The sequence below is a fragment of the Sanguibacter sp. Z1732 genome (genome assembly GCF_051020515.1).
Classification (GTDB): Bacteria; Actinomycetota; Actinomycetes; order Actinomycetales; family Beutenbergiaceae; genus CALKWS01.
Genome location: NZ_CP194857.1, coordinates 714,976 through 739,006, shown reverse-complemented (window position 1 = coordinate 739,006; position 24,031 = coordinate 714,976). Strand labels below are relative to the sequence as shown.

The 24,031-nt window shown below is 67.1% G+C and carries 29 protein-coding genes and 3 pseudogenes; 29 read left to right on the top strand and 3 right to left on the bottom strand.

Annotated elements, in window-relative coordinates; translation table 11 throughout:
- The first annotated feature begins 23 nt into the window (after positions 1–23).
- Positions 24–3,915 (top strand): annotated as a pseudogene (locus ACRRRO_RS04080) (DNA-directed RNA polymerase subunit beta').
- A 77-nt stretch (positions 3,916–3,992) separates the two neighbouring features.
- On the opposite strand, the gene ACRRRO_RS04075 reads toward ACRRRO_RS04080, so the two are convergent.
- From ACRRRO_RS04075 to ACRRRO_RS04065, 3 genes are read right to left on the bottom strand one after another with little or no spacing between them, the layout of a single operon-like run.
- Positions 3,993–4,916, bottom strand: coding sequence for a ChbG/HpnK family deacetylase (locus tag ACRRRO_RS04075; protein WP_424796476.1), 924 nt, complete (start codon positions 4,914–4,916; stop codon positions 3,993–3,995).
- Positions 4,913–5,320, bottom strand: a complete 408-nt coding sequence (locus tag ACRRRO_RS04070; RefSeq protein ID WP_434081107.1) for an MFS transporter — start codon at positions 5,318–5,320, stop codon at positions 4,913–4,915. The genes ACRRRO_RS04075 and ACRRRO_RS04070 overlap by 4 nt, the downstream gene beginning before the upstream one ends.
- Positions 5,317–6,342: an MFS transporter gene (locus ACRRRO_RS04065; protein ID WP_434081106.1), complete on the bottom strand. Its 1,026-nt coding sequence runs from the start codon at positions 6,340–6,342 to the stop codon at positions 5,317–5,319. The genes ACRRRO_RS04070 and ACRRRO_RS04065 overlap by 4 nt, the downstream gene beginning before the upstream one ends.
- Before the next feature lie 556 nt (positions 6,343–6,898).
- Here ACRRRO_RS04065 and rpsL point away from each other — a divergent pair.
- The 28 genes and pseudogenes from rpsL (at position 6,899) to ACRRRO_RS03925 (ending at position 24,029) form a co-directional block, all read left to right on the top strand.
- Positions 6,899–7,273 carry a 30S ribosomal protein S12 gene (gene rpsL, locus ACRRRO_RS04060; protein ID WP_424786311.1) on the top strand — a complete coding sequence of 125 codons (375 nt, stop codon included), beginning with the start codon at positions 6,899–6,901 and terminating at the stop codon, positions 7,271–7,273.
- The gene (gene rpsG, locus ACRRRO_RS04055; RefSeq protein ID WP_424786310.1) at positions 7,273–7,743 is read left to right on the top strand and encodes a 30S ribosomal protein S7; all 471 of its coding nucleotides are present in this window, start codon (positions 7,273–7,275) and stop codon (positions 7,741–7,743) included. Before rpsL ends, rpsG begins: the two co-directional genes overlap by 1 nt.
- Before the next feature lie 72 nt (positions 7,744–7,815).
- Positions 7,816–9,918 carry an elongation factor G gene (gene fusA / locus ACRRRO_RS04050; RefSeq protein WP_424796474.1) on the top strand — a complete coding sequence of 701 codons (2,103 nt, stop codon included), beginning with the start codon at positions 7,816–7,818 and terminating at the stop codon, positions 9,916–9,918.
- Positions 9,919–10,040: 122 nt separating this feature from the next.
- Complete coding sequence (tuf, locus tag ACRRRO_RS04045; RefSeq protein ID WP_424790403.1) at positions 10,041–11,231, top strand: elongation factor Tu; 1,191 nt, start codon at positions 10,041–10,043, stop codon at positions 11,229–11,231.
- Between the two features lie 151 nt (positions 11,232–11,382).
- The gene (locus tag ACRRRO_RS04040; RefSeq protein ID WP_424796473.1) at positions 11,383–11,751 is read left to right on the top strand and encodes a hypothetical protein; all 369 of its coding nucleotides are present in this window, start codon (positions 11,383–11,385) and stop codon (positions 11,749–11,751) included.
- Positions 11,752–12,096: 345 nt separating this feature from the next.
- The gene (gene rpsJ / locus ACRRRO_RS04035; protein ID WP_424786306.1) at positions 12,097–12,405 is read left to right on the top strand and encodes a 30S ribosomal protein S10; all 309 of its coding nucleotides are present in this window, start codon (positions 12,097–12,099) and stop codon (positions 12,403–12,405) included.
- Between the two features lie 10 nt (positions 12,406–12,415).
- Positions 12,416–13,081 carry a 50S ribosomal protein L3 gene (gene rplC, locus ACRRRO_RS04030; RefSeq protein WP_424796472.1) on the top strand — a complete coding sequence of 222 codons (666 nt, stop codon included), beginning with the start codon at positions 12,416–12,418 and terminating at the stop codon, positions 13,079–13,081.
- A gap of 5 nt (positions 13,082–13,086) precedes the next feature.
- On the top strand, positions 13,087–13,770 hold the full coding sequence (gene rplD, locus ACRRRO_RS04025; RefSeq protein WP_424796471.1) for a 50S ribosomal protein L4: 684 nt from the start codon (positions 13,087–13,089) through the stop codon (positions 13,768–13,770).
- Positions 13,771–13,781: 11 nt separating this feature from the next.
- Positions 13,782–14,072 (top strand): 50S ribosomal protein L23, encoded by a 291-nt coding sequence (rplW, locus tag ACRRRO_RS04020; protein ID WP_424786650.1) that lies wholly within the window; start codon positions 13,782–13,784, stop codon positions 14,070–14,072.
- A 39-nt stretch (positions 14,073–14,111) separates the two neighbouring features.
- Positions 14,112–14,948 (top strand): 50S ribosomal protein L2, encoded by an 837-nt coding sequence (gene rplB / locus ACRRRO_RS04015; protein ID WP_424796470.1) that lies wholly within the window; start codon positions 14,112–14,114, stop codon positions 14,946–14,948.
- Between the two features lie 15 nt (positions 14,949–14,963).
- Complete coding sequence (rpsS, locus tag ACRRRO_RS04010) at positions 14,964–15,245, top strand: 30S ribosomal protein S19 (protein ID WP_424786302.1); 282 nt, start codon at positions 14,964–14,966, stop codon at positions 15,243–15,245.
- A 52-nt stretch (positions 15,246–15,297) separates the two neighbouring features.
- Positions 15,298–15,669, top strand: coding sequence for a 50S ribosomal protein L22 (gene rplV / locus ACRRRO_RS04005; protein WP_424786301.1), 372 nt, complete (start codon positions 15,298–15,300; stop codon positions 15,667–15,669).
- Entirely contained in the window at positions 15,669–16,526 is an 858-nt protein-coding gene (gene rpsC, locus ACRRRO_RS04000; RefSeq protein WP_424786300.1) for a 30S ribosomal protein S3, read from the top strand. The genes rplV and rpsC overlap by 1 nt, the downstream gene beginning before the upstream one ends.
- A 3-nt stretch (positions 16,527–16,529) precedes the next feature.
- A complete protein-coding gene (rplP, locus tag ACRRRO_RS03995; protein ID WP_424786299.1) occupies positions 16,530–16,949 on the top strand; it encodes a 50S ribosomal protein L16 in 420 nt (139 codons plus the stop codon).
- Positions 16,949–17,191 (top strand): 50S ribosomal protein L29, encoded by a 243-nt coding sequence (gene rpmC / locus ACRRRO_RS03990; protein ID WP_424786298.1) that lies wholly within the window; start codon positions 16,949–16,951, stop codon positions 17,189–17,191. Before rplP ends, rpmC begins: the two co-directional genes overlap by 1 nt.
- 14 nt (positions 17,192–17,205) lie before the next feature.
- Positions 17,206–17,514: a 30S ribosomal protein S17 gene (gene rpsQ, locus ACRRRO_RS03985; protein WP_424796469.1), complete on the top strand. Its 309-nt coding sequence runs from the start codon at positions 17,206–17,208 to the stop codon at positions 17,512–17,514.
- A gap of 91 nt (positions 17,515–17,605) precedes the next feature.
- A complete protein-coding gene (rplN, locus tag ACRRRO_RS03980) occupies positions 17,606–17,974 on the top strand; it encodes a 50S ribosomal protein L14 (protein ID WP_424790410.1) in 369 nt (122 codons plus the stop codon).
- Positions 17,975–17,977: 3 nt separating this feature from the next.
- Positions 17,978–18,325 carry a 50S ribosomal protein L24 gene (gene rplX / locus ACRRRO_RS03975; RefSeq protein ID WP_424796468.1) on the top strand — a complete coding sequence of 116 codons (348 nt, stop codon included), beginning with the start codon at positions 17,978–17,980 and terminating at the stop codon, positions 18,323–18,325.
- Entirely contained in the window at positions 18,322–18,906 is a 585-nt protein-coding gene (gene rplE, locus ACRRRO_RS03970; RefSeq protein WP_424796467.1) for a 50S ribosomal protein L5, read from the top strand. The genes rplX and rplE overlap by 4 nt, the downstream gene beginning before the upstream one ends.
- Before the next feature lies 1 nt (position 18,907).
- Positions 18,908–19,093, top strand: a complete 186-nt coding sequence (locus ACRRRO_RS03965) for a type Z 30S ribosomal protein S14 (protein ID WP_424790413.1) — start codon at positions 18,908–18,910, stop codon at positions 19,091–19,093.
- Between the two features lie 56 nt (positions 19,094–19,149).
- Positions 19,150–19,548 (top strand): 30S ribosomal protein S8, encoded by a 399-nt coding sequence (rpsH, locus tag ACRRRO_RS03960; protein WP_424786292.1) that lies wholly within the window; start codon positions 19,150–19,152, stop codon positions 19,546–19,548.
- A 16-nt stretch (positions 19,549–19,564) separates the two neighbouring features.
- Positions 19,565–20,104 (top strand): 50S ribosomal protein L6, encoded by a 540-nt coding sequence (gene rplF / locus ACRRRO_RS03955; RefSeq protein ID WP_424796466.1) that lies wholly within the window; start codon positions 19,565–19,567, stop codon positions 20,102–20,104.
- A gap of 3 nt (positions 20,105–20,107) precedes the next feature.
- Positions 20,108–20,483: pseudogene (rplR, locus tag ACRRRO_RS03950) on the top strand (50S ribosomal protein L18).
- 37 nt (positions 20,484–20,520) lie between these two features.
- On the top strand, positions 20,521–21,249 hold the full coding sequence (rpsE, locus tag ACRRRO_RS03945; protein WP_424786289.1) for a 30S ribosomal protein S5: 729 nt from the start codon (positions 20,521–20,523) through the stop codon (positions 21,247–21,249).
- Positions 21,246–21,428 carry a 50S ribosomal protein L30 gene (rpmD, locus tag ACRRRO_RS03940; protein WP_424786288.1) on the top strand — a complete coding sequence of 61 codons (183 nt, stop codon included), beginning with the start codon at positions 21,246–21,248 and terminating at the stop codon, positions 21,426–21,428. The genes rpsE and rpmD overlap by 4 nt, the downstream gene beginning before the upstream one ends.
- Positions 21,429–21,431: 3 nt before the next feature.
- Positions 21,432–22,043: a 50S ribosomal protein L15 gene (gene rplO / locus ACRRRO_RS03935; protein WP_434081105.1), complete on the top strand. Its 612-nt coding sequence runs from the start codon at positions 21,432–21,434 to the stop codon at positions 22,041–22,043.
- Between the two features lie 66 nt (positions 22,044–22,109).
- Positions 22,110–23,418 (top strand): annotated as a pseudogene (gene secY, locus ACRRRO_RS03930) (preprotein translocase subunit SecY).
- Entirely contained in the window at positions 23,415–24,029 is a 615-nt protein-coding gene (locus tag ACRRRO_RS03925) for an adenylate kinase (protein WP_424796463.1), read from the top strand. The pseudogene secY and the gene ACRRRO_RS03925 overlap by 4 nt, the downstream one beginning before the upstream one ends.
- Positions 24,030–24,031 lie beyond the last annotated feature (2 nt).

The window sequence follows — 24,031 nt, the reverse complement described above, 5'->3', positions numbered from 1 at the left end:
ATCCACCGAAGGAAGTAGGAAAAGTGCTCGACGTCAACGTCTTCGACGAGCTCCGTATCGGCCTGGCTACAGCGGACGAGGTGCGCGCCTGGTCCCACGGCGAGGTGAAGAAGCCCGAGACCATCAACTACCGGACCCTCAAGCCGGAGAAGGACGGGCTGTTCTGCGAGAAGATCTTCGGTCCCACCCGGGACTGGGAGTGCTACTGCGGAAAGTACAAGCGGGTTCGTTTCAAGGGCATCATCTGCGAACGGTGTGGTGTCGAGGTCACCCGCTCCAAGGTGCGCCGCGAGCGGATGGGCCATGTCGAGCTCGCCGCCCCGGTGACCCACATCTGGTACTTCAAGGGTGTGCCCTCCCGCCTGGGCTACCTGCTGGACCTGGCCCCCGAAGGACCTGGAGAAGGTCATCTACTTCGCGGCGTACATGATCACCTGGGTCGACGAGGAGGGCCGGCACGAGGACCTGCCCAGCCTGCAGAACGAGATCGACCTGGAGGCCGAGCAGATCACCAAGCAGCGTGATCTGAACATCGCCCAGCGCGGTGAGAAGCTCGAGGCCGACCTGGCCGAGCTCGAGGCCGAGGGCGCCAAGGCCGACGCACGCCGCAAGGTCAAGGACTCCGCCGAGCGGGAGATGGCCCAGATCCGCAAGCGCGCCGACGCCGAGCTGGAGCGCCTGGAGCAGATCTGGGACCGGTTCAAGAACCTCAAGGTCGCCGACCTCGAAGGTGACGAACTGCTCTACCGCGAGCTGCAGAGCCGCTACGGCACGTACTTCGAGGGCTCGATGGGCGCCGGTGCTATCCAGAAGCGCCTGCAGTCCTTCGACCTGGAGGCCGAGTCCGAGGCACTGCGTGAGGTGATCCGCACCGGGAAGGGCCAGCGCAAGACCCGGGCCCTGAAGCGACTGAAGGTCGTCAACGCGTTCCTGACCACCACCAACTCGCCCGAAGGCATGGTGCTGGACTGCATCCCGGTGATCCCGCCGGACCTGCGCCCGATGGTCCAGCTCGACGGTGGCCGGTTCGCCACCTCGGACCTGAACGACCTGTACCGCCGGGTGATCAACCGGAACAACCGGCTCAAGCGGCTGCTGGACCTGGGTGCCCCGGAGATCATCGTCAACAACGAGAAGCGGATGCTGCAGGAAGCCGTGGACTCGCTGTTCGACAACGGTCGCCGTGGCCGGCCGGTCACCGGACCGGGGAACCGCCCCCTGAAGTCCATCTCGGACATGCTCAAGGGCAAGCAGGGCCGGTTCCGGCAGAACCTGCTCGGCAAGCGCGTGGACTACTCCGGCCGGAGCGTCATCGTGGTGGGTCCGCAGCTCAAGTTGCACCAGTGCGGCCTGCCCAAGCAGATGGCCCTGGAACTGTTCAAGCCGTTCGTGATGAAGCGGCTGGTAGACCTCAACCATGCCCAGAACATCAAGTCCGCCAAGCGGATGGTCGAGCGTGCCCGCTCGGTCGTGTGGGACGTGCTGGAGGAGGTCATCACCGAGCATCCGGTGCTGCTGAACCGTGCACCCACCCTGCACCGCCTGGGCATCCAGGCGTTCGAACCGCAACTGGTCGAGGGTAAGGCGATCCACCTGCACCCGCTCGTGTGCGCGGCCTTCAACGCCGACTTCGACGGTGACCAGATGGCGGTGCACCTGCCGCTGTCCGCCGAGGCTCAGGCCGAGGCCCGGATCCTGATGCTGTCCAGCAACAACATCCTCAAGCCCTCCGACGGGCGTCCGGTGACCATGCCCTCGCACGAGATGATCGTCGGGCTGTTCCACCTGACCACCGCCCAGCCCGAGGGTGTGGGTGCCGGCCGCACCTTCTCCTCCATCGCCGAGGCGATCATGGCATTCGACGCCGGTGATCTGGCACTGGGTGCCCCCATCGGCATCCGGATGACGGACCTGGTGCCCCCGACCAGCGGTTGGGACGCACCGGAGGGGTGGAGCGAGGGCGACTCGGTCACCTTCCCCACCACCCTGGGCCGGGCGCTGTTCAACGAGGCGCTACCGGTGGACTTCCCGTACGTGAACTCCCTGGTGAACAAGCGGTTGCTGTCCTCGATCGTGAACGACCTGGCCGAGCGCTACCCGAAGGTGGCCGTCGGGGCCAGCCTGGACGCGCTCATGGACGCCGGGTTCTACTGGGCCACCCGTTCGGGTATCACCATCGCGATCTCCGACGTGGTCGCCCCGCCGACCAAGAACGAGATCCTGGCGGCCTACGACGAGAAGGCCGCCAAGGTCCAGGCCCAGTACAACCGCGGTCTGATCACCGACGACGAGCGTCGTCAGGAACTGATCGAGATCTGGACCCAGGCGACCAACGAGGTGGACGAGGCGATGCGGGAGCACTTCCCGCAACTGAACCCCGTGTACCGGATGGTCGACTCCGGCGCCGCCGGTAACTGGATGCAGGTGCGTCAGGTCGCCGGTATGCGTGGGTTGGTGGCCAACCCCAAGGGTGAGATCATCCCGCGTCCGATCAAGTCCAACTACCGTGACGGACTGTCGGTGCTGGAGTACTTCGTGGCCACCCACGGTGCCCGGAAGGGCATGGCCGACACCGCGCTGCGGACGGCCGACTCGGGGTACCTGACCCGGCGCCTGGTGGACGTCTCCCAGGACGTCATCATCCGCGAGCACGACTGCGGCACCGAGCGTGGGTTGACGCTGAAGATTCTGGAGACCGCACCGGACGGCGCCACCTGGCTGGCCGACACCGTGGAGACCTCGGTGTACGGGCGCTCCCTGGCCGGCCAGGTCACCTCCGCCGACGGTGAGGTGCTGGGTGAGAACGGTGACGACGTCGGTGACGTCCTGATCAGCAAGCTGCACGCCGTCGGGGTCACCGACCTCAAGGTCCGCTCCGTGCTGACCTGTGAGTCCCGCGTGGGCACCTGCGCTACCTGCTACGGACGCTCGCTGGCCACCGGTAAGCTGGTCGACATCGGTGAGGCCGTCGGCATCATCGCCGCCCAGTCCATCGGTGAGCCCGGTACCCAGTTGACCATGCGTACCTTCCACACCGGTGGTGCGGTCAGCACCGAGGACATCACCCAGGGTCTGCCCCGTGTGACCGAGTTGTTCGAGGCCCGCACCCCCAAGGGTGAGGCACCGATCAGCGAGGTCGCCGGACGAGTGGCGATCGAGGAGACCGAACGCTCCCGCAAGCTCGTCGTCACCCCCGACGACGGCAGCGAGGAGATGTCCTACCCGGTCACCAAGCGTTCGCGTCTGCTGGTCGCCGACGGCGATCACGTGGCCGTCGGACAGCAACTCGTGGTCGGTGCGGTGGACCCGAAGAAGGTGCTGCGGATCCTCGGCCCCCGTGCGGTGCAGAAGCACCTGGTAGACGAGGTGCAGGAGGTCTACCGCTCCCAGGGCGTGGACATCCACGACAAGCACATCGAGGTCATCGTGCGCCAGATGCTGCGCCGGGTGACCGTGCTGGACTCCGGGGACTCCAGGCTCCTGCCCGGGGAGCTCTCCGAGCGCACCGTGTTCGAGGACGAGAATCGCCGGACCGTTTCCGAAGGTGGCCAGCCCGCCTCCGGACGGCCCGAGTTGATGGGGATCACCAAGGCCTCCCTGGCCACCGATTCCTGGTTGTCCGCGGCCTCCTTCCAGGAGACCACCAAGGTCCTCACCGAAGCCGCGATGAGCGGACGCTCGGACTCCCTGCGTGGCCTGAAGGAGAACGTCATCCTCGGTAAGCTCATCCCCGCCGGCACCGGACTGCCCCGCTACCACAACGTGCGGGTCGAGCCCACCGAGGCGGCCAAGGCCGAGTTGTACCCGAGCTTCGGTTACGACGAGATCGACTACGGTCCGGCCGGCGACGGCGGTGAGTCCATCGCGCTGGAGGAACTGGATCTCGGGCAGGGGTACGAGGCGCCGTACCGCTGACCTCCTGCTCGACACTGAACGGCCCGGCACCGACACAGGTGCCGGGCCGTTCGTTGTTCGCCGCCGGTAGCGGCTCCTCAGGTCCGGATGTTCGCCGCCGCCAGGTCGTGGTGCAGATCGCCGGAGACCAGCAACTGATACTCCCAGACGCATTTGCGTGAGTCCGCAGCGTCGGAACCGAGGTGAGTCGCGCCGTCGCGGCCATGCTCGCCCGAACGAGACGTCCCGACCGGCGTGCGCCCGCCCGGGTGGGACCCGCTGTGGTGCGCCCGACCGCCGGGGCGGGTTCCGAGGTCGGGGGCCCGGCTGCCGGGGCGGGCCCCGTCGTCGCCGGCTCGGCTGCCCGGGCGAGTCCCGTCGTCGTCGGACTCGGTCCCGGAAGGGACAGCAGGGTGCAGGAAGACCTCGCTGCGGCCGGCCGGCAACTGGGCGATCAGGGCCCGGTAGTGGGCGCGCAGGTCGCCGTAGCCGGAAACCTCCTGCCCCGGCCGGAAGTCGGTGCAGATCGCCTCGGGCAGGGCGACCCCGGCCTCGTCCGCCGCTGCCAGGAGCGCCGCGTGTCCCTCGGTGCCGTCGGCGAACCCCGGGGGCAGCACGCGGGGCAGCCGCAGCGGCACCCGGTGCGCGGCCGCCACCGCCAGCGCCTCGACGAGTACCCCGCCCGGACGCAACGCCTCCGCGCCCACCCCGTACAACGCGGCCGTGTGCAGGTCCAGGTGCGCCGGTGTGCGGCCGTGGCGGACCATCCGGTCCCACTGGCGCTCGATCTCGGCGTGGATCTGCTCGCCGGTGGCCCCGGCAAGCATGGCCGGCGCCAGGGCCACGTGAAGACCGACGGCGATCGGCACCTGGGCTTCGAGGGCCGCCGCGGCATGGGGTGCCTCCACCAGCACCGAGGCGGCGTGCAGCCGACCGGAGACGCTCAGTTCGATGATCGCGGCGTTGACGGCGGGGTTGAGGCCGAAGTCGTCGGCGGTGATGGTCACGGACCGGGCCGTCATCGGCTGCTCGGGTCCGTTCCGGTACGGGGAGTGGCCGGCTCCTCGAGGGCCTGCTCCGACGGGCGCGCGCCGGCCTGCTCCGGTCCGGGCACCAGCGCTACCTCGGAGATTGCGGGGCGCTGGAACCGGACGAACACCGACAGCACCACGGCCGCCGACACCGCTAGGGCCGGCATGTAGGAGATCAGGAAACGGGCCGCGTCGCCGGGCCGCTCGCCGGGGACATCCCCGCTGATGAACCCGTACCGAGCCTCCACCAGCAGGAACGCCAGGCCGATGAAGGCGGCATTGAGCCGGTTGAAGAACCCGAACGCGGCCAGGAACATCCCTTCGCGGCGCTGCCCGGTGCGGGCGGTGTCCTCATCCAGCAGTCGGGCCACGATCAGGTCCATCGTGGCCATCACCCCGGAGTAGCCCAGCCCGACGCCCAGCCCGTAGGCGATCGCCGTGGCCAGGGATTCGGCCCGGGACAGGTCAGCAGCGCCAGCGCCAGCGTGAGCAGTGCGATCCGCCAGACGAGTTCGGGTCCGAAGCGCCGCACCAGCAGCGTCCAGAGCGCCAGGCACAGCACCGAGGAGCCGATCACCGCAGCGAGCAGATAGGTGGCGTAGGCCAGATCCAGGTCCAGGGTGAAGGTGACGAAGAAGGACACCGCGGCCAGCACCAGGGCCATCCCGGAGGAGTAGGCCCCCGAGGTGAGCGCGATCAGCCAGAACTTGCCGTTGCTCGCCATCGCCTTGATGGAGGCGACGATCCTGGGGCGGTCGGTGCCCAGGGCGGCCGGGTCCTCCCGGGCGCCGAGTGCGGAGAAGGTGATCACCACGGCGGCCACGCCCCCGAACACCACCGCCACGCTCACGTAGCCGAAGGCGTCGACCAGCATCGGGGAGGCGGCCACCGAGATGATCATCGCGAGCAACTGGAAGCCCTGGCGCATCCCGTTCGCCAGCGCACGGCGCTTCTCGTTCCGGAACAGTTCGGGCAGCAGCGCGCCGTAGTTGGCGTTGATCATCGAGTCGGTGGTGCCGGTGATGATGGTGAAGACGGCGAACCAGACCACCAGTGCAGTGCCGGTGAGGGCATCGGGGGGCCAGAAGAAGCAGATCAATCCGATCGCCAGGGCCGGGGTGGCCAGGACCATCCACGGCTTGCGCCGTCCGAAGCGGGTGCGGGTCCGGTCCGACAGGAAGCCGTACACCGGGTTGTCCAGGGCGTCGATGGCGGCGTAGATGCCCATGGCCGCAGCGAAGGCCCTGCCGTCCATGCCCAGGGCCACCACGTAGAAGTAGGTACCCAGGGTGTTGAACATGTTGATCGGGATGGAGGTGCCGAACATCCCGACGGCGTAGCGGGCCGGGGAGGTGGCACGCACGCCCGTTCCAGGGGCGCCGGCGCCGTCGGGAACCGGCCCGCTCGGTCGCGCCATGGTGATCCTCACCTCGGTGGGTGCGCCCGCTGCGAACCCGTCCAGAGCACGATAGCCCGCGGGTCGTCGCCGGCGGAGGGGTTGGGGCATGCGGTGCGGCGCGTTGCGCCGCACCGCAGCGGTGGAGCCACTAAGGTGCTGTCTGTCGCCGCCGAACGACCGTGGCGAACGGCCGGGTACGGTTCCCGTCGCCCGGGCGTCGAGGTCGTTCACCGACGCGCCACAGGGCGGGAAGTGGTCAAGACCACAGCCCGCAGGCACGATGACGCCTTTGACCATGCCGGGCGCGGGGAGTACTCTTGTCGCCAGTGCCCGCTTCGTCGGGCCTTTGCGTGCGTGCGCAGGCATGTGTGGATGAGCCATTCATCCACCGAGTCGGCCGCCAGGTATGTCGCACCTGCCGACACCCACCGGGATCGTTCTCACGGTGGCGCTGTGGTGCCGGGGCTCGACACACCCGAGCGCGGGGGTCCAACGGGGTGGAATGCCGGAACCGCCGGCAACGATCGGCAGATCACCCCCCACGAAGCAACCGAATTTTCGAGACGGAGATTAAGTGCCCACCATCCAGCAGTTGGTCCGCAAGGGCCGCAGCACCAGGACCGGTCACGGCAAGACGCCGGCCCTGAAGGGAAGCCCGCAGCGACGTGGCGTGTGCACGCGTGTGTACACCACCACCCCGAAGAAGCCGAACTCCGCGCTGCGTAAGGTCGCGCGTGTGAAGCTCTCCAGCGGTATCGAGGTCACCGCCTACATCCCGGGCGTGGGTCACAACCTGCAGGAGCACTCCATCGTGCTGGTCCGTGGCGGTCGTGTGCGTGACCTGCCGGGTGTGCGCTACAAGATCGTGCGCGGTGCGCTGGACACCCAGGGTGTGCGCGGCCGTCAGCAGGCTCGTAGCCAGTACGGCGCCAAGAAGGAGAAGAAGTAATGCCTCGTAAGGGCCCAGCGCCGAAGCGGCCGGTCGTCGCCGACCCGGTCTATGACTCCCCGACCGTGACCCAGTTGGTCAACCGGGTCCTGGTGGACGGTAAGAAGTACACCGCCCAGCAGATCGTCTACGGGGCGCTCGACGGCGTCCGGGACAAGACCCAGACCGAGCCGACCGTGGTGCTCAAGCGGGCACTGGAGAACGTGCGCCCCACCCTGGAGGTGCGTTCGCGCCGCGTGGGTGGTGCGACCTACCAGGTGCCGGTCGAGGTCCGCGCGAGCCGCCAGACCAACCTGGCGCTGCGCTGGCTGGTCGACTACGCCCGGGCGCGCCGGGAGAAGACCATGACCGAGCGTCTGATGAACGAGATCCTGGATGCCTCCAACGGACTGGGTGCCGCGGTGAAGCGCCGTGAGGACACCCACCGCATGGCCGAGTCCAACAAGGCGTTCGCCCACTACCGCTGGTAGACGCCACTTCCGGGGCCGGTCCGCCGGCACCGATGATTGACCTGAGCTCAGACGACTAAGAAGAGAGCAAACGTGGCACTCGACGTGCTGACCGACCTGAAGAAGGTCCGCAACATCGGCATCATGGCCCACATCGATGCCGGTAAGACCACCACCACCGAGCGCATCCTGTTCTACACCGGGGTGAACTACAAGATGGGTGAGACGCACGATGGTGCGTCCACCACCGACTGGATGGACCAGGAGAAGGAACGCGGCATCACGATCACCTCGGCCGCGGTGACCAGCTTCTGGGACGGCACCCAGATCAACATCATCGACACCCCCGGGCACGTGGACTTCACCGTTGAGGTGGAGCGCTCCCTGCGGGTGCTCGACGGCGCGGTGACGGTCTTCGACGGTAAGGAGGGCGTGGAGCCCCAGTCGGAGACGGTGTGGCGTCAGGCGGACAAGTACGACGTGCCACGCATCTGCTTCGTCAACAAGATGGACAAGCTCGGTGCGGACTTCTACTACACCGTGCAGACGATCGTTGACCGCCTCAAGGCCAAGCCGCTGGTCATCCAACTGCCGATCGGTGCGGAGAGCGACTTCGAGGGCGTCGTGGACCTGGTGGAGCAGCGCGCGCTGACCTGGCGCGGCGAGACCTCCCTGGGCGAGGCCTACGAGGTCGAGGATATCCCGGCGCACCTGGCCGACAAGGTCGAGAAGTACCGCAGTGAACTGATCGAGGCGGTGGCCGAGTCCGATGAGGAACTCCTCGAGAAGTACCTCAACGGCGAAGAGCTCACCGTGGCCGAGATCAAGGCCGGTATCCGCAGGCTCACCCTGGGCGGCGAGGCCTACCCGGTGCTGTGCGGCTCTGCGTTCAAGAACAAGGGCGTGCAGCCGATGCTGGACGCGGTCGTGGACTACCTGCCCTCGCCCCTGGACGTGCCCGCCATCGAGGGGCACGCCGCCGGGGACCCCGACGAGGTCATCGAGCGCCACGCCGACGCCACCGAGCCGTTCTCGGCGCTGGCGTTCAAGGTGGCCTCGCACCCCTTCTTCGGCAAGCTGACCTACATCCGGGTGTACTCGGGCACGATCGCCTCGGGCCAGCCGGTGATGAACTCCACCAAGGGCAGGCGGGAGCGGCTGGGCAAGCTCTTCCAGATGCACTCCAACAAGGAGAACCCGGTGGACACGGTCTCTGCCGGACACATCTACGCCGTCATCGGCCTGAAGGACACCACCACCGGCGACACCCTCTCGGCGATGGACTCCCAGGTGGTGCTGGAGTCGATGACCTTCCCCGAGCCGGTGATCTCGGTGGCCATCGAGCCCAAGACCAAGAGCGACCAGGAGAAACTCTCCGAGGCGATCCAGAAGCTCGCCGAGGAAGACCCCACCTTCCAGGTGCGCCTGGATGAGGAGACCGGCCAGACCGTGATCGCCGGAATGGGCGAGTTGCACCTGGACATCCTGGTGGACCGGATGCGGCGGGAGTTCAAGGTCGAGGCGAACGTGGGTAAGCCCCAGGTCGCCTACCGCGAGACCATCCGCAAGACCGTGGAGAAGGTCGACTACACCCACAAGAAGCAGACCGGTGGCTCCGGCCAGTTCGCGAAGGTGCAGGTCACCTTCGCGCCGCTGGACACCGAGTCCGGTGAGATTTACGAGTTCGAGAACAAGGTCACCGGTGGTCGCATCCCGCGGGAGTACATCCCCAGCGTCGACGCCGGTATCCAGGACGCCATGCAGGTCGGTGTCGTGGCCGGCTACCCGATGGTGGGCGTGAAGGCGACCCTCCTGGATGGTCAGTTCCACGACGTCGACTCTTCGGAGATGGCGTTCAAGATCGCTGGTTCCATGGTCTTCAAGGAAGGCGTCAGGCTGGCCAGCCCGGTGCTGTTGGAGCCAGTGATGGATGTCGAGGTACGCACACCCGAGGAGTACATGGGTGAAGTGATCGGCGACCTGAACTCCCGTCGCGGCCAGATCCAGTCAATGGAGGACGCGAGTGGCGTCAAGGTTGTTCGAGCCTTGGTGCCGTTGTCGGAGATGTTCGGATACATCGGTGACCTGAGGTCGAAGACCCAGGGTCGCGCGGTGTACGCGATGCAGTTCTCCAACTACGCCGAAGTTCCTCGGAGTGTTGCCGAGGAGATCGTGGCAAAGACCCGGGGCGAGTAGTCCCACTGGTCGACCTGTAACACAACAACCCAAACCGACCCGTAGGATCTGCGAAGCCGGAAAGATCGAGAATCTCGATCCGCAAGCTGCGTACAACTACCCGAGTTCCAGGAGGAACCACAGTGGCGAAGGCCAAGTTCGAGCGGACCAAGCCGCACGTCAACATCGGCACCATCGGTCACGTTGACCACGGCAAGACCACCCTGACGGCTGCCATTTCCAAGGTGCTGGCCGACAAGTACCCCGACCTGAACGAGTTCAAGTCGTACGATCAGGTCGACAACGCTCCGGAGGAGCGTCAGCGTGGGATCACCATCAACGTCTCCCACGTGGAGTACCAGACCGAGAAGCGCCACTACGCGCACGTCGATGCCCCCGGTCACGCTGACTACATCAAGAACATGATCACCGGTGCCGCCCAGATGGACGGCGCGATCCTGGTGGTCGCCGCGACCGACGGCCCGATGGCCCAGACCCGTGAGCACGTGCTGCTCGCCCGTCAGGTGGGCGTGCCCTACCTGCTGGTCGCCCTGAACAAGGCCGACATGGTCGACGACGAGGAGATCCTCGAACTCGTCGAGATGGAGGTCCGTGAACTGCTCTCCAGCCAGGACTTCGACGGCGACAACGTGCCCGTCATCAAGGTCTCCGGCCTGAAGGCCCTGGAGGGTGACGAGAAGTGGGTCAAGTCCATCGAGGAACTGATGGAGGCGGTGGACGAGTCCGTGCCGGACCCGGTGCGTGACACCGACAAGCCGTTCCTGATGCCCGTCGAGGACGTCTTCACCATCACCGGCCGCGGCACCGTGGTGACCGGCCGGGTGGAGCGCGGGACCCTGAACGTGAACGACGAGATCGAGATTCTCGGCATCCGGGCACCGCAGAAGACCACCGTGACCGGTGTGGAGATGTTCCGGAAGTTCATGGACTACGCCGAGGCCGGCGAGAACGTGGGTCTGCTGCTGCGCGGCACCAAGCGTGAGGACGTCGAGCGTGGGCAGGTCATCGCCAAGCCGGGTTCGATCACCCCGCACACCGACTTCGAGGCCCAGGTCTACATCCTGGCCAAGGACGAGGGTGGACGGCACAACCCGTTCTACTCCAACTACCGTCCGCAGTTCTACTTCCGCACCACCGACGTGACCGGCGTGATCACCCTGCCCGAGGGCACCGACATGGTGATGCCCGGTGACAACACCGAGATGTCCGTGGAACTGATCCAGCCGATCGCGATGGAAGAGGGCCTCGGCTTCGCCATCCGTGAGGGTGGGCGCACCGTCGGCTCCGGCCGGGTCACCAAGATCACCAAGTGATCCAGCGCTGGGCGCTCCGCCTGGCACAGTGAGTCCCACAGGGCCCGTCAGCCTCGGCTGGCGGGCCCTGACTCATGCCCGTCCCGTGCCTGCCACGGCACCGTCGGCAAGCGGGTTGGCGCGGGTGCTGTGAGCACTAGGATCGGCTCCCATGGCATGGTTCACCACCGGCAAGCAGGTCAGCCCCACGGCCGCAGAGGCGGAGGCGCTCTGGGACGACGAGCCGCCCGCACCGGGACGGGACACCGGGGTGCTGCGTCTGGTCGGCGCCTTCCAGGTGGCCGGTCAGCCGGTTGTCTTCACCGGCTGGGTGGAGAACGGGACCTTCCGTAAGGGGCAGGGTGTGCTGATCCACGGCAGGTCCGGCTTCGCGCGGGGGGTCCTGGGCGATATCGCCGACGGCCCCAGGAAGGTCAGCGAGATCAGTGCCCGGGCCTACGTGAGTGTGCAGGTGCGCAACATCAGTGTTCGCCTGGAGATCCTGGGCCTGGACGAGGGGTGTCGGATCACCGGTATCTGACGAACCTCGGTCTGGTCCGGGTCAGGTGTGGCCTATCCCACGGCGGTGAATCCGATCTGCGGCTTGGGTTCTCCACCGTGCTGTGGCAAACTAATCAAGTTGCCTCGTCGCGGGTGATTGATTCGGTGTGCATCTGATCTGATGTGTGAGTCGGTGCCTTCGGGTCCGGAACCGACGAGTAACCAACCAGAAGATCGGCTGACTGCCCTCCGGTAGGCGGACGAACTTCACCAGTCATCTCCGACCATCACCTTTATGGTGCCTGCCGGTGTGGAGTGTTGCGAGAGCGACACGCCCGAGCGCGGGGGTCGGTCAAGCGGTACGAGAGAGAGAGTCAGACGACGCATGGCGGGACAGAAGATCCGCATCCGGCTCAAGTCCTACGACCACGAGGTCATCGACAGTTCGGCGCGCAAAATCGTCGACACGGTGACCCGCGCTGGTGCGACGGTCGTGGGCCCGGTGCCGCTGCCAACCGAGAAGAACGTGTTCGTTGTCATCCGTTCACCGCACAAGTACAAGGACAGCCGCGAGCAGTTCGAGATGCGGACCCACAAGCGGTTGATCGACATCGTGGACCCGACGCCCAAGGCTGTGGACTCGCTGATGCGCCTGGACCTGCCTGCGGACGTCAACATCGAGATCAAGCTCTGAGGACGCACCCATGACTTCACTTCCCCAGGCTTCCGAGCGCGCCGTCAAGGCGGTGCTCGGCACCAAACTCGGCATGACGCAGGTGTGGGACGACGAAGGTCGTCTGCACCCGGTCACCGTGGTGCGGGTGGACACCAACGTGGTGACCCAGGTCCGCACCCCGGAGCGGGACGGGTACTCAGCGGTTCAGATCGGCTTCGGCCAGATCGACCCGCGCAAGGTGACCCAGCCGCTGCGCGTGCGTGCCGAGAAGTCCGACCTGACGCCTCGTCGCCACGCCGCCGAGTTCCGCACCTCCGACGCCGCTGAGTACATCGTCGGGCAGGAACTGACCGCGGAGACCTTCGAGACCGGCCAGTTGGTCGACGTCGTGGGCACCACCAAGGGCAAGGGCACGGCCGGTGTGATGAAGCGGCACGGCTTCGCCGGTGCGACGGCCTCCCACGGTGCGCACCGCAACCACCGCAAGGCCGGCTCGATCGGTGGCGCCGCCACCCCGGGCCGGGTCTTCAAGGGCTTGCGTATGGCCGGGCGGATGGGCCACGAGCGCCAGACCACACAGAACCTGACCGTCCAGGCCGTGGATGCCGACAAGGGCTTGCTGCTGATCACCGGCGCGGTTCCCGGCCCCAAGGGCGGCCTGGTCATGGTCCGTACCGCTGCGAAGGGTGCGTGAACGCCTTGACTACCCGAACTGCTTCCCGAACGGTGGACGTGCTGGACGCCACCGGCAAGGCAACCGGCTCCGCCGAACTGCCCGCCGCCATCTTCGATGCGGCTGCCAACGTCCCGCTGATCCACCAGGTCGTGGTGGCCCAACTGGCCGCAGCCCGCCAGGGCACCCACGCCACCAAGTCCCGCGCCGACGTGCGCGGCGGTGGTCGTAAGCCCTGGCGTCAGAAGGGAACCGGCCGCGCCCGGCAGGGCTCGATCCGGTCCCCGCAATTCACCGGTGGTGGCATCGTGCACGGCCCGGTGCCGCGTGACTACAGCCAGCGCACCCCGAAGAAGATGAAGGCCGCCGCCCTGCGCGGGGCCCTGTCGGACCGGGCCCGCGGGGGTCGTGTGCACGTGGTGAGCGCCTTCGCCGAGACCGATGTGCCCTCAACCAGCACCGCGGTGAGCCTGCTGAACCAGGTGGCCCCCAGCCGGCACGTGCTGGTTGTTCTGGCCCGCGGGGACGACCTGACCTGGAAGTCGCTGCGGAATGCACCCACTGTGCACCTGATCCACCCCGATCAGCTCAACACCTACGACGTCCTGGTCTCCGATGACGTGGTCTTCACCACCGAGGCACTGGAGGCCTTCGTCTCCGGCCGGGCCCCCGGCGCCGGCTCGACGGATACCACTGAGGAGGACCAGTGAGCACGCCGACCATGAACAAGGACCCCCGGGACGTGATCCTGGCCCCGGTGGTCTCGGAGAAGAGTTACAACCTGCTCGATGAGGGCAAGTACACCTTCCTCGTCGACCCGCGTGCGAACAAGACCGAGATCAAGGTCGCGATCGAGAAGATCTTCGACGTCAAGGTCGACAGCGTCAACACCGCGAACCGACTGGGCAAGACCCGCCGGACCCGGTTCGGGATGGGTAAGCGTAAGGACACCAAGCGCGCGATCGTGACGCTGCGCGAGGGCACCATCGACATCTTCGGCGGCGCGGTCTGAGAAGGCCGGCAGCCAGTAAGAGATTGAGGACGACACTTCATGGCCATCCGTAAGTACAAGCCGACGACACCGGGCCGACGCGGCTCCTCCGTCGCCGACTTCGTCGAGGTCACCCGAACCACGCCGGAGAAGTCGCTGGTCCGACCGCTGAGCAAGAGCGGTGGGCGCAACTCCTCCGGGCGGATCACCGCCCGGCACATCGGCGGCGGTCACAAGCGGGCCTACCGCGTGATCGACTTCCGTCGCAACGACAAGGACGGCGTGCCCGCGAAGGTCGCACACATCGAGTACGACCCGAACCGGACCGCACGCATCGCGCTGCTGCACTACGCAGACGGGGCCAAGCGCTACATCGTGGCGCCGGTCAAGCTCAAGCAGGGCGACATGGTCGAGTCCGGTCCCGGTTCGGACATCAAGCCCGGCAACAACCTGCCGCTGCGGAACATCCCGGTCGGTACCGTGATCCACGCGGTCGAACTCAAGCCCGGTGGGGGCGCCAAGATCGCCCGCTCGGCCGGATCCTCGGTGCAGTTGGTGGCCCGTGAGGGCGGCAACGCCCAGTTGCGGATGCCGTCCGGGGAGATCCGCAACGTGGACGTCCGCTGCCGCGCCACCGTTGGTGAGGTCGGCAACGCCGAACAGGCCAACATCAGTTGGGGCAAGGCCGGTCGGATGCGGTGGAAGGGTAAGCGTCCCACCGTGCGCGGCGTGGCGATGAACCCGGTGGACCACCCCCACGGTGGTGGTGAGGGCAAGACCTCCGGTGGTCGCCACCCGGTCAGTCCCTGGGGCCAGAAAGAGGGCCGAACCCGCCGTCCGAACAAGCCGAGCGACAGCCAGATCGTGCGCCGTCGTCGCACTGGCAAGAAGCGCTGATAGGGAGCCACGATCATGCCTCGTAGTCTGAAGAAGGGCCCGTTCGTCGACGACCACCTGCAGAAGAAGGTGGACGCACAGAACGAGGCCAACACGAAGAACGTCATCAAGACCTGGTCCCGTCGGTCGGTCATCACCCCCGACTTCCTTGGCCACACCTTCGCGGTGCACGACGGTCGCAAGCACGTCCCGGTGTTCGTCACCGAGTCGATGGTCGGCCACAAGCTGGGCGAGTTCGCCCCGACCCGTACCTACCGAGGGCACGACAAGGACGACCGTAGGGCGCGGCGTCGCTGAGAGGCGCGCCCGAGGACACTGAACACTTGTGATCGAGAAAGCAGGACTAACGATGGAAGCCAAGGCGCAGGCGCGATACGTGCGCGTCACGCCCCAGAAGGCTCGGCGGGTCGTGGACATCATCCGCGGCAAGCAGACCGATGAGGCCCTCGACGTTCTTCGCTTTGCCCCGCAGGCAGTGGCGCAGGACGTGCGCAAGATCGTGGAGAGCGCGATCGCCAACGCCCGCGTCAAGGCGGATGAGCAGTCGGTGGCGTTCAACGCCGGCGACCTGGTCATCTCCCAGGCGTACGTGGATGAGGGCCCGACCCTCAAGCGCTTCCGCCCCCGCGCGCAGGGGCGAGCGAACCGCATCCTCAAGCGCACCAGCCACATCACCGTGATCGTGGCCGATGAGCGTCAGATCAAGGGAGGGCCTCGCTGATGGGCCAGAAGGTACACCCCACCGGATTCCGCCTGGGCATCACCACCGACCACCGGTCGCGCTGGTTCGCTGACTCCACCACCAAGGGCCAGCGCTACCGCGACTACGTGAACGAGGATGTCCAGATCCGCAAGTTGATGGCCTCCGGGCTGGAGCGCGCCGGGATCTCCAAGGTCGACATCGTCCGTACTCGCGACCGGGTGCAGGTGGACCTGCACACCGCTCGCCCGGGCATCGTGATCGGGCGCCGTGGCGCCGAGGCCGACCGCCTGCGCGGTGAGTTGGAGAAGCTCACCGGCAAGCAGGTGCAGTTGAACATCCTCGAGGTCAAGAACCCCGAGATCGACGCCCAGCTCGTGGCCCAGGGTATCGCCGAGCAACTCGCCTCGCGCGTGTCCTTCCGTCGTGCGATGCGCAAGGGCATGCAGTCCGCTCAGCGGGCCGGCGCCAAGGGCATCCGGGTGCAGGTTTCCGGTCGGCTCGGTGGCGCCGAGATGAGCCGGAGCGAGTTCTACCGCGAGGGCCGGGTGCCCCTGCACACGCTGCGCGCGTTCGTGGACTTCGGCTTCTTCGAGGCCCGCACCACGTTCGGTCGTATCGGCGTGAAGGTGTGGATCTACAAGGGCGACCAGACCGAGAAGGAGTTCGCCGCCGCGCAGGCCTCGGCGGCGCCCGCGCGTGGACGCGGCCGTGACCGTGACCGTGGCGAGCGCGGGGGCCGTGGCCGCCGTCCTCGTGAGGGCGCACCGGCATCCCAGCCCGCGCCCGGATCGCAGCCCAGCGAGACTGCGGGCGCTCCCGCCACCGGCCAGGCGGCACCGGCCGCCACCGAGACAGCCACTGAGACGGAGGCCTGAGCCATGCTCATCCCCCGGCGCACCAAGCACCGTAAACAGCACCACCCCAAGCGCTCCGGCGTGGCCAAGGGTGGCACCTCGATCGCATTCGGTGATTACGGCATCCAGGCCCTGGAGCCTGCGTACGTGACCAACCGTCAGATCGAGGCCGCCCGTATCGCCATGACCCGGCACATCAAGCGTGGCGGAAAGGTGTGGATCAACATCTTCCCCGACCGGCCGCTGACCAAGAAGCCTGCCGAGACCCGCATGGGTTCCGGTAAGGGTTCCCCGGAGTGGTGGGTCGCAAACGTCAAGCCCGGACGCGTGCTCTTCGAGCTCGCCGGTGTTGACGAGGACCTTGCTCGCGAGGCGCTCCGCCGCGCGCAGCACAAGCTCCCGATGAAGACGCGGTTCCTGAGCCGCGAGGGTGGTGACGTCTGATGGCGATCGGTTCCAAGGACCTGATGCCCGATCAGCTCGACGGCATGGACTCCGAGATCCTGCTGGGTGAGCTCAAGAAGGCCAAGCAGGAATTGTTCAACCTCCGCTTCTCCTCTGCCACCGGGCAGCTGGAGGACCACGGACGGCTGAAGACCGTGCGGCGCGACATCGCCCGCATCTACACGATCCTGCGGGAGCGCGAACTGGGAATCCGGACCGCGCCGACCGCTGACGCGAAGTGAACGAAGAGGCGACGATGAGCGAAGTCACAGAGACCGGGACGCCACAGGCGCCGGCAGAGGACGCAGCCACCCCGCGCGGGTACCGCAAGACCCGTCGCGGGTACGTGGTCAGCGACAAGATGGACAAGACCGTGGTGGTCGAGGTGGAGGACCGGGTCAAGCACCCGCTGTACGGCAAGGTCATCCGTCGCTCCACCCGGGTCAAGGCGCACGACGAGGCGAACGAGGCCGGCGTCGGTGACCTGATCCGAATCATGGAGACCCGGCCGCTGTCCGCCACCAAGCGCTGGCGGATCGTGTCCATCGTCGAGAAGGCCAAGTGACCATCAGGGATTGATCCCGCTAAGTCCACCAATCCGTTCGGCCAGGCTCGAGGAGTAGTCGAGAACCGGCACGACGACAGGAGTAGAACGAATGATCCAGCAGGAGTCGCGGCTCAAGGTCGCCGACAACACCGGGGCCAAGGAGATCTTGTGCATCCGGGTGGTCGGTGGTTCCGGGCGTCGCTACGCCGGCATCGGCGACGTCATCGTCGCCACCGTGAAGGACGCGATCCCCGGCGGCAACGTCAAGAGGGGCGAGGTCGTCAAAGCGGTTGTGGTGCGTACCCGGAAGGAGCGCCGCCGTAACGACGGTTCCTACATCCGCTTCGACGAGAACGCCGCTGTCATCCTGCGGGCCGACGGCGAGCCGCGCGGAACCCGAATCTTCGGCCCGGTAGGCCGTGAGTTGCGGGACAAGCGGTTCATGCGCATCGTCTCGCTCGCCCCGGAGGTGCTGTAAGCAATGGCAAAGATCAAGAAGGGCGACCTCGTCGTCGTCATCTCAGGACGGGACAAGGGTCAGACCGGCCGGGTACTGGAAGTCCAGGCCGAGACCGGACGCCTGGTGGTCGAGGGTGTGCAGCGCGTGAAGCGTCACTCCAAGGTCACCGAGGCGGGCCGCGGCGGTTCGACCACCGGCGGTATCGAGACCATCGAGGCGCCGATCCACATCAGCAACGTGATGCTGGTCGACCCGGAGACCAAGAAGGGCACCCGGGTCGGCTATCGCAGCGAGCAAGTCGAGCGCGACGGCCGCACGCGCACCGCCCGGGTCCGCGTCGCCAAGCGTTCCGGTAAGGACATCTCATGAGCACCAGTACCGACTCCGCCACCCAGAGCGCAGCCGTGCTGCCGCGGTTGAAGAGCAAGTACCGCCAGGAGATCCTGAGCGAACTGCAGACCGAGTTCGGTTACGGCAACATCAACCAGGTGCCCGGTCTGGTCAAGATCGTGGTGAACATGGGCGTGGGGGACGCGGCCCGCGACTCCAAGGTGATCGAGGGCGCGATCAGCGACCTCACCCAGATCACCGGGCAGAAGCCCCGTGTGAACCGGGCCCGCAAGTCCATCGCCCAGTTCAAGCTCCGCGAGGGCCAGGCCATCGGCGCCAGTGTCACGCTGCGCGGTGACCGGATGTGGGAGTTCCTGGACCGGTTGCTGACGCTGGCCCTGCCCCGGATCCGCGACTTCCGCGGGCTGCCGCCCAAGCAGTTCGACGGGCACGGCAACTACACCTTCGGGCTGAACGAACAGTCGGTCTTCCTGGAGATCGACCCCGACAAGATCGACCGGGTCCGCGGCATGGACATCACGGTTGTGACCACCGCCGACACCGACGACGAGGGACACTCGCTGTTGCGTCGTCTCGGCTTCCCGTTCAAGGAGAACTGACGTGGCCAAGACTGCACTGATCAACAAGGCCAATCGCAAGCCCAAGTACGGCGTGCGCGCCTACACCCGATGCACCAAGTGCGGCCGTCCGCGCTCGGTGTACCGCAAGTTCGGCCTGTGCCGTATCTGCCTGCGGGAGATGGCCCTGAAGGGCCAGCTCCCCGGCGTGACCAAGAGCAGCTGGTAAGACGACTACGTCGAAGGTCCGGGTAGGAAACCACGACGAGGAAGGGCGCAGAGCCCATGACTATGACAGACCCCATCGCCGACATGTTGACGCGGTTGCGCAACGCCAACTCGGCGTACCACGAGTCGGCTGCGATGCCGTACTCCAAACTCAAGGCCCACATCGCCGAGATCTTGCAGGCGGAGGGTTACATCAGTGACTGGAGCGTCGAGGACGCCGAGGTCGGCAAGACCCTCACCCTGAACTTGAAGTTCGGGCCGAACCGGGAGCGCTCGCTCGCCGGTGTGCGGCGCGTGTCCAAGCCGGGTCTGCGGGTGTACGCGAAGTCCAACAACCTGCCCAAGGTGCTCGGCGGCCTGGGCGTGGCGATCCTGTCCACGTCCTCGGGTCTGCTCACCGACAAGCAGGCCGAGAAGAAGGGCGTGGGTGGGGAAGTCCTCGCCTACGTCTGGTGACGGGAGGGATCGGAACATGTCACGCATCGGAAAGGTCCCAGTAGCCGTGCCCGGCGGCGTCGATGTCAGCATCGACGGCGCTGCGGTCACCGTCAAGGGCCCCAAGGGCACCCTGAACCACACCGTGCCGGACCCGATCACGGTGGTCCGGGACGACGACGGCGCCCTGGTGGTGTCCCGTCCGGACGAGGAGCGGGAGTCCCGTGCCCTGCACGGCCTGACCCGGACCCTGCTGGCCAACCTGGTCCAGGGGGTCACGCAGGGGTACGAGAAGAGGTTGGAGATCGTCGGTACCGGTTACCGCGTCGTGGCCAAGGGCTCCACCCTGGAGTTCGCGCTCGGCTTCTCCCACCCCATCACGGTCACCGCCCCCGAGGGCATCACGTTCACGGTGGAATCGCCCACCAAGTTCTCCGTCTCCGGCATCGACAAGCAACAGGTCGGTGAGGTCGCCGCGAACATTCGTAAGCTGCGCAAGCCCGAGCCCTACAAGGGCAAGGGTGTGCGGTACGAGGGCGAGCAGGTCCGCCGCAAGGTCGGAAAGGCTGGTAAGTAAGCCATGGCTGTCTCCATCAAGGGAACCGGGAAGCGGAACGCCCGCGCCCGCCGGCACCTGCGGGTGCGCAAGCGCATCAGTGGCACGCCGCAGCGTCCCCGCCTGGTGGTCAACCGCTCGGCGCGCCACATGGTGGCCCAGTTGGTCGACGACACCACCGGCACCACGCTGGCCTCGGCTTCCACCCTGGAAGCCGACCTGCGCGCCGCGGACGGGGTCAAGACCGACAAGGCCCGCAAGGTCGGCGAACTGATCGCCGAGCGCGCCAAGTCCGCCGGCGTCGAGACCGACCGCGGTGTTCGATCGCGGCGGTAACCGCTACCACGGCCGTGTGGCCGCGCTCGCGGAGGGCGCACGTGAAGGAGGTCTGTCCCTGTGACCGACCGAATCCGCACCGACAAGCAAAGGAATCGATGATGGCTGCACCGCAGCGCAGTAGGAACGAGCGCAGTAGCAGTGGGAGCGCCGACAACCGATCCGAGCGCACTGACTCCCGTGGCGCCGACTCCCGCAGCGGGGGTCGGCGCGACCGCCGCGGTGGCGATGGCCGCCGTGGTGGGAACGAGGAGAAGAACTACGTCGAGCGCGTCGTGACCATCAACCGCGTGTCCAAGGTCGTCAAGGGTGGCCGCCGGTTCAGCTTCACCGCACTGGTCGTCGTCGGCGACGGCGACGGCACCGTGGGTGTGGGCTACGGCAAGGCCAAGGAAGTGCCTGCGGCGATCGCCAAGGGCGTGGACGAGGCGAAGAAGAACTTCTTCCCCGTGCCCCGGATCAAGAACACCATCCCGCACAAGGTGCAGGGTGAGGACGCCGCCGGTGTGGTGCTGCTGCGCCCGGCGTCCCCGGGTACCGGAGTCATCGCCGGTGGCCCGGTCCGCGCCGTGCTGGACTGCGCCGGGATCCACGACGTGCTGTCCAAGTCCCTGGGCTCGACCAACGCGATCAACATCGTGCACGCCACGGTGGCGGCGCTGAAGTCCCTGGAGCAGCCCGAGGCTGTCGCGGCACGCCGTGGCCTGCCCCTGGACCACGTCGCGCCGGCCGCATTGCTGCGCGCCCAGGCCGAGGGCCGTGGGCAGAACGCCGATGATGCGGCCTCGGGTGAAGGTTCGACCGACGCCTCCGCGAGCGTGGCGTCATGAGTGAACTGAAGGTCACCCAGAAGAAGTCCGCGATCGGCGGGCGACAGAGCCAGCGCGACACGCTGCGGAGCCTGGGCCTCAAGCACATCGGTGACACGGTGGTGCAGGAGGATCGTCCGGAGATCCGCGGCATGGTCGACAAGGTGGCCCACCTGGTCACCGTTGAGGAGGTCGAGTAAGCCATGGCCGAGAAGAACGACAAGCAGGCGGGCGAGTCCACCGAGTCGGCGGCGCCGGCGCTGAAGGTGCATCACCTGCGTCCCGCACCCGGCGCCAGGACCCGCAAGCAGCGGGTGGGACGTGGGGACGGCTCCGGTCGCGGCACCACCGCCGGCCGTGGCACCAAGGGCACCAAGGCCCGTAACCAGGTTCCGGCGCGGTTCGAGGGTGGGCAGACCCCGCTGCACATGCGCCTGCCGAAACTGCGCGGGTTCAACAACCCGTTCAAGACCGAGTACCAGGTGGTCAACCTCGACCGGTTGTCCGCCCTGTACCCCGACGGCGGCACAGTGACCGTGGAGGACCTGGTGGCCAAGGGCGCCGTGCGCGGCGGTCACCCGGTCAAGCTCCTCGGTTCGGGCGAGATCAGCGTCAAGATCGCCATCACCGTGGACGCGGCCTCGGCCTCGGCCAAGGAGAAGATCGAGGCGCGGCGGCGGCAGCGTCGAGCAGGCTTGAGACGATGCGTGAAGGCGGCGGCATCGGGAGTCATATCCCGAGCCGCCGCGTTCGGCGTCCCGAGGCCCGCTGCCGACCCGGCCAACCCATCATTGCCGATGCGTGATGCCCGGTAGGGTCGTAGTGGAGCACACCGCCACGCCCGGACCGGGCCGTGCGCGGCCGATGTAGCAGGAGGACCATTGCTCAGCCCATTCGTGCGGGCGTTCCGCACACCCGATCTGCGGCGGAAGTTGCTGTTCACGCTGTGGATCATGGCGCTCTTCCGCCTTGGTTCCTTCATCCCCACCCCGGGGGTCGATTACGGCAACGTGCAGGTCTGCATCGCCGGTCAACCCACCGAGGGCGGGGACGTGCTGGGGCTGATCAACCTGTTCAGCGGGGGCGCCCTGCTGCAGTTGAGCGTGTTCGCGCTGGGGATCATGCCCTACATCACCGCGAGCATCATCGTGCAACTGCTGCGGGTCGTGATCCCGCGGTTCGAGGAACTGCACAAGGAGGGACAGTCGGGCACGGCGGTGCTGACCCAGTACACCCGCTACCTGACCATCTTCCTGGCCGTGCTGCAGGCCACCACGATCATCACCGTGGCCCGCACCGGGAACCTGTTCCCGGGCTGTGAGGTCCCGATCATCCCGGACGACAACTGGTCCACCCTGGTCCTGATGATCCTGACCATGACCGCCGGGACCGGGCTGATCATGTGGCTGGGTGAACTGGTCACCGAGCGCGGCGTCGGCAACGGCATGTCCCTGCTGATCTTCACCTCCATCGCGGCCAGCTTCCCCAGTGCGGTCCAGCAGATCGCGGCCGCCGAGGACGGCGTGCTGAACGTGGTGCTGTTCCTGCTGATCTGTGCGGTGGTGATCGTGCTGATCGTGTTCGTGGAGCAGTCCCAGCGCCGGATCCCGGTGCAGTACGCCAAGCGGATGGTGGGCCGCCGGATGTACGGCGGTTCCTCCACCTACCTACATCCCGATCAAGATCAACATGTCCGGTGTGATCCCGGTGATCTTCGCGTCCTCGCTGCTGGCGCTGCCGACGCTGGCGGTGCAGTTCGCCGAGGACCAGACCACCGGCTGGGTGCAGTGGGTCCTCGAGAACCTGCAGGACCCGGCGGCGAACATCCAAATCGCCATCTACACCCTGCTCATCATCTTCTTCGCGTTCTTCTACACCTCGATCACGTTCAACCCCGACGACGTGGCGGACAACATGAAGCGTTACGGTGGCTTCATCCCGGGGATCCGCGCCGGCCGGCCCACCGCGGAATACCTGCGGTACGTGATCACCAGGATCACCACGGTCGGCGCGATCTACCTGGCCATCGTGGCGCTGATCCCCACCATCGCGTTCAAACTGATGGGTGTCAGTTCCAACATCCCCTTCGGTGGGGTCTCACTTCTGATCCTGGTCAGCGTCGGCCTCGACACGGTCAAGAAGATCGACGCACAACTGCAGCAGCGTCACTACGAAGGGTTCCTGCGATGAGCAAGTGCATCATCCTGCTCGGCCCGCCCGGAGCGGGCAAGGGCACCCAGGCGGCCCGCCTGGCGGAGCAACTCAACATCCCGGCCGTCTCCACCGGAGACATCTTCCGGGCCAACGTGGCCGAGCGCACCGAACTCGGCCAGCGCGCCCAGCGGTACATGGACGCCGGTGAGTACGTACCCGATGAGGTCACCAACGCGATGGTGGCCGACCGCCTGGCCCAGCCCGACGCCGCCGAGGGCTTCCTCCTGGACGGCTACCCGCGCACCGGTGTGCAGGTGGCCGAACTCGACCGGATGCTCACCGAGGCGGGCAAGAGCCTGGATGCGGTGGTCGAACTGACTGCGGGCACCGATGAGGTGATCGCCCGGCTGCTGGGCCGTGCCGCCGAGCAGGGCCGTAGCGACGACACCGAGGACGTGATCCGGCGCCGGATGCAGGTCTACGCCGAGCAGACCGCGCCGCTGACCACCGTCTACGAAGAGCGTGGGTTGCTGGTGCAGGTGGACGGTCTGGGTGCTGTCGATGAGGTGACCGAGCGGATCCTGGCGGCATTGAACCCGCGGCTGGGCCAGGCCGCCGGCCACGACGCCGCCGGCCCCCGGGAGTAGGC

Excerpts from the sequence above, each read along its gene's own strand:
- ACRRRO_RS04075 (WP_424796476.1), bottom strand. The coding sequence starts at position 4,916 with ATGACGGCCCGGTCCGTGACCATCACCGCCGACGACTTCGGCCTCAAC.
- ACRRRO_RS04065 (WP_434081106.1), bottom strand. The coding sequence starts at position 6,342 with ATGGCGCGACCGAGCGGGCCGGTTCCCGACGGCGCCGGCGCCCCTGGA.
- rpsG (WP_424786310.1), top strand. The coding sequence starts at position 7,273 with ATGCCTCGTAAGGGCCCAGCGCCGAAGCGGCCGGTCGTCGCCGACCCG.
- ACRRRO_RS04040 (WP_424796473.1), top strand. The coding sequence starts at position 11,383 with ATGGCATGGTTCACCACCGGCAAGCAGGTCAGCCCCACGGCCGCAGAG.
- rpsJ (WP_424786306.1), top strand. The coding sequence starts at position 12,097 with ATGGCGGGACAGAAGATCCGCATCCGGCTCAAGTCCTACGACCACGAG.
- rplC (WP_424796472.1), top strand. The coding sequence starts at position 12,416 with ATGACTTCACTTCCCCAGGCTTCCGAGCGCGCCGTCAAGGCGGTGCTC.
- rplW (WP_424786650.1), top strand. The coding sequence starts at position 13,782 with ATGAACAAGGACCCCCGGGACGTGATCCTGGCCCCGGTGGTCTCGGAG.
- rplB (WP_424796470.1), top strand. The coding sequence starts at position 14,112 with ATGGCCATCCGTAAGTACAAGCCGACGACACCGGGCCGACGCGGCTCC.
- rpsS (WP_424786302.1), top strand. The coding sequence starts at position 14,964 with ATGCCTCGTAGTCTGAAGAAGGGCCCGTTCGTCGACGACCACCTGCAG.
- rplV (WP_424786301.1), top strand. The coding sequence starts at position 15,298 with ATGGAAGCCAAGGCGCAGGCGCGATACGTGCGCGTCACGCCCCAGAAG.
- rpsC (WP_424786300.1), top strand. The coding sequence starts at position 15,669 with ATGGGCCAGAAGGTACACCCCACCGGATTCCGCCTGGGCATCACCACC.
- rplP (WP_424786299.1), top strand. The coding sequence starts at position 16,530 with ATGCTCATCCCCCGGCGCACCAAGCACCGTAAACAGCACCACCCCAAG.
- rpmC (WP_424786298.1), top strand. The coding sequence starts at position 16,949 with ATGGCGATCGGTTCCAAGGACCTGATGCCCGATCAGCTCGACGGCATG.
- rpsQ (WP_424796469.1), top strand. The coding sequence starts at position 17,206 with ATGAGCGAAGTCACAGAGACCGGGACGCCACAGGCGCCGGCAGAGGAC.
- rplN (WP_424790410.1), top strand. The coding sequence starts at position 17,606 with ATGATCCAGCAGGAGTCGCGGCTCAAGGTCGCCGACAACACCGGGGCC.
- rplX (WP_424796468.1), top strand. The coding sequence starts at position 17,978 with ATGGCAAAGATCAAGAAGGGCGACCTCGTCGTCGTCATCTCAGGACGG.
- rplE (WP_424796467.1), top strand. The coding sequence starts at position 18,322 with ATGAGCACCAGTACCGACTCCGCCACCCAGAGCGCAGCCGTGCTGCCG.
- rpsH (WP_424786292.1), top strand. The coding sequence starts at position 19,150 with ATGACTATGACAGACCCCATCGCCGACATGTTGACGCGGTTGCGCAAC.
- rplF (WP_424796466.1), top strand. The coding sequence starts at position 19,565 with ATGTCACGCATCGGAAAGGTCCCAGTAGCCGTGCCCGGCGGCGTCGAT.
- rpsE (WP_424786289.1), top strand. The coding sequence starts at position 20,521 with ATGGCTGCACCGCAGCGCAGTAGGAACGAGCGCAGTAGCAGTGGGAGC.
- rpmD (WP_424786288.1), top strand. The coding sequence starts at position 21,246 with ATGAGTGAACTGAAGGTCACCCAGAAGAAGTCCGCGATCGGCGGGCGA.
- rplO (WP_434081105.1), top strand. The coding sequence starts at position 21,432 with ATGGCCGAGAAGAACGACAAGCAGGCGGGCGAGTCCACCGAGTCGGCG.
- ACRRRO_RS03925 (WP_424796463.1), top strand. The coding sequence starts at position 23,415 with ATGAGCAAGTGCATCATCCTGCTCGGCCCGCCCGGAGCGGGCAAGGGC.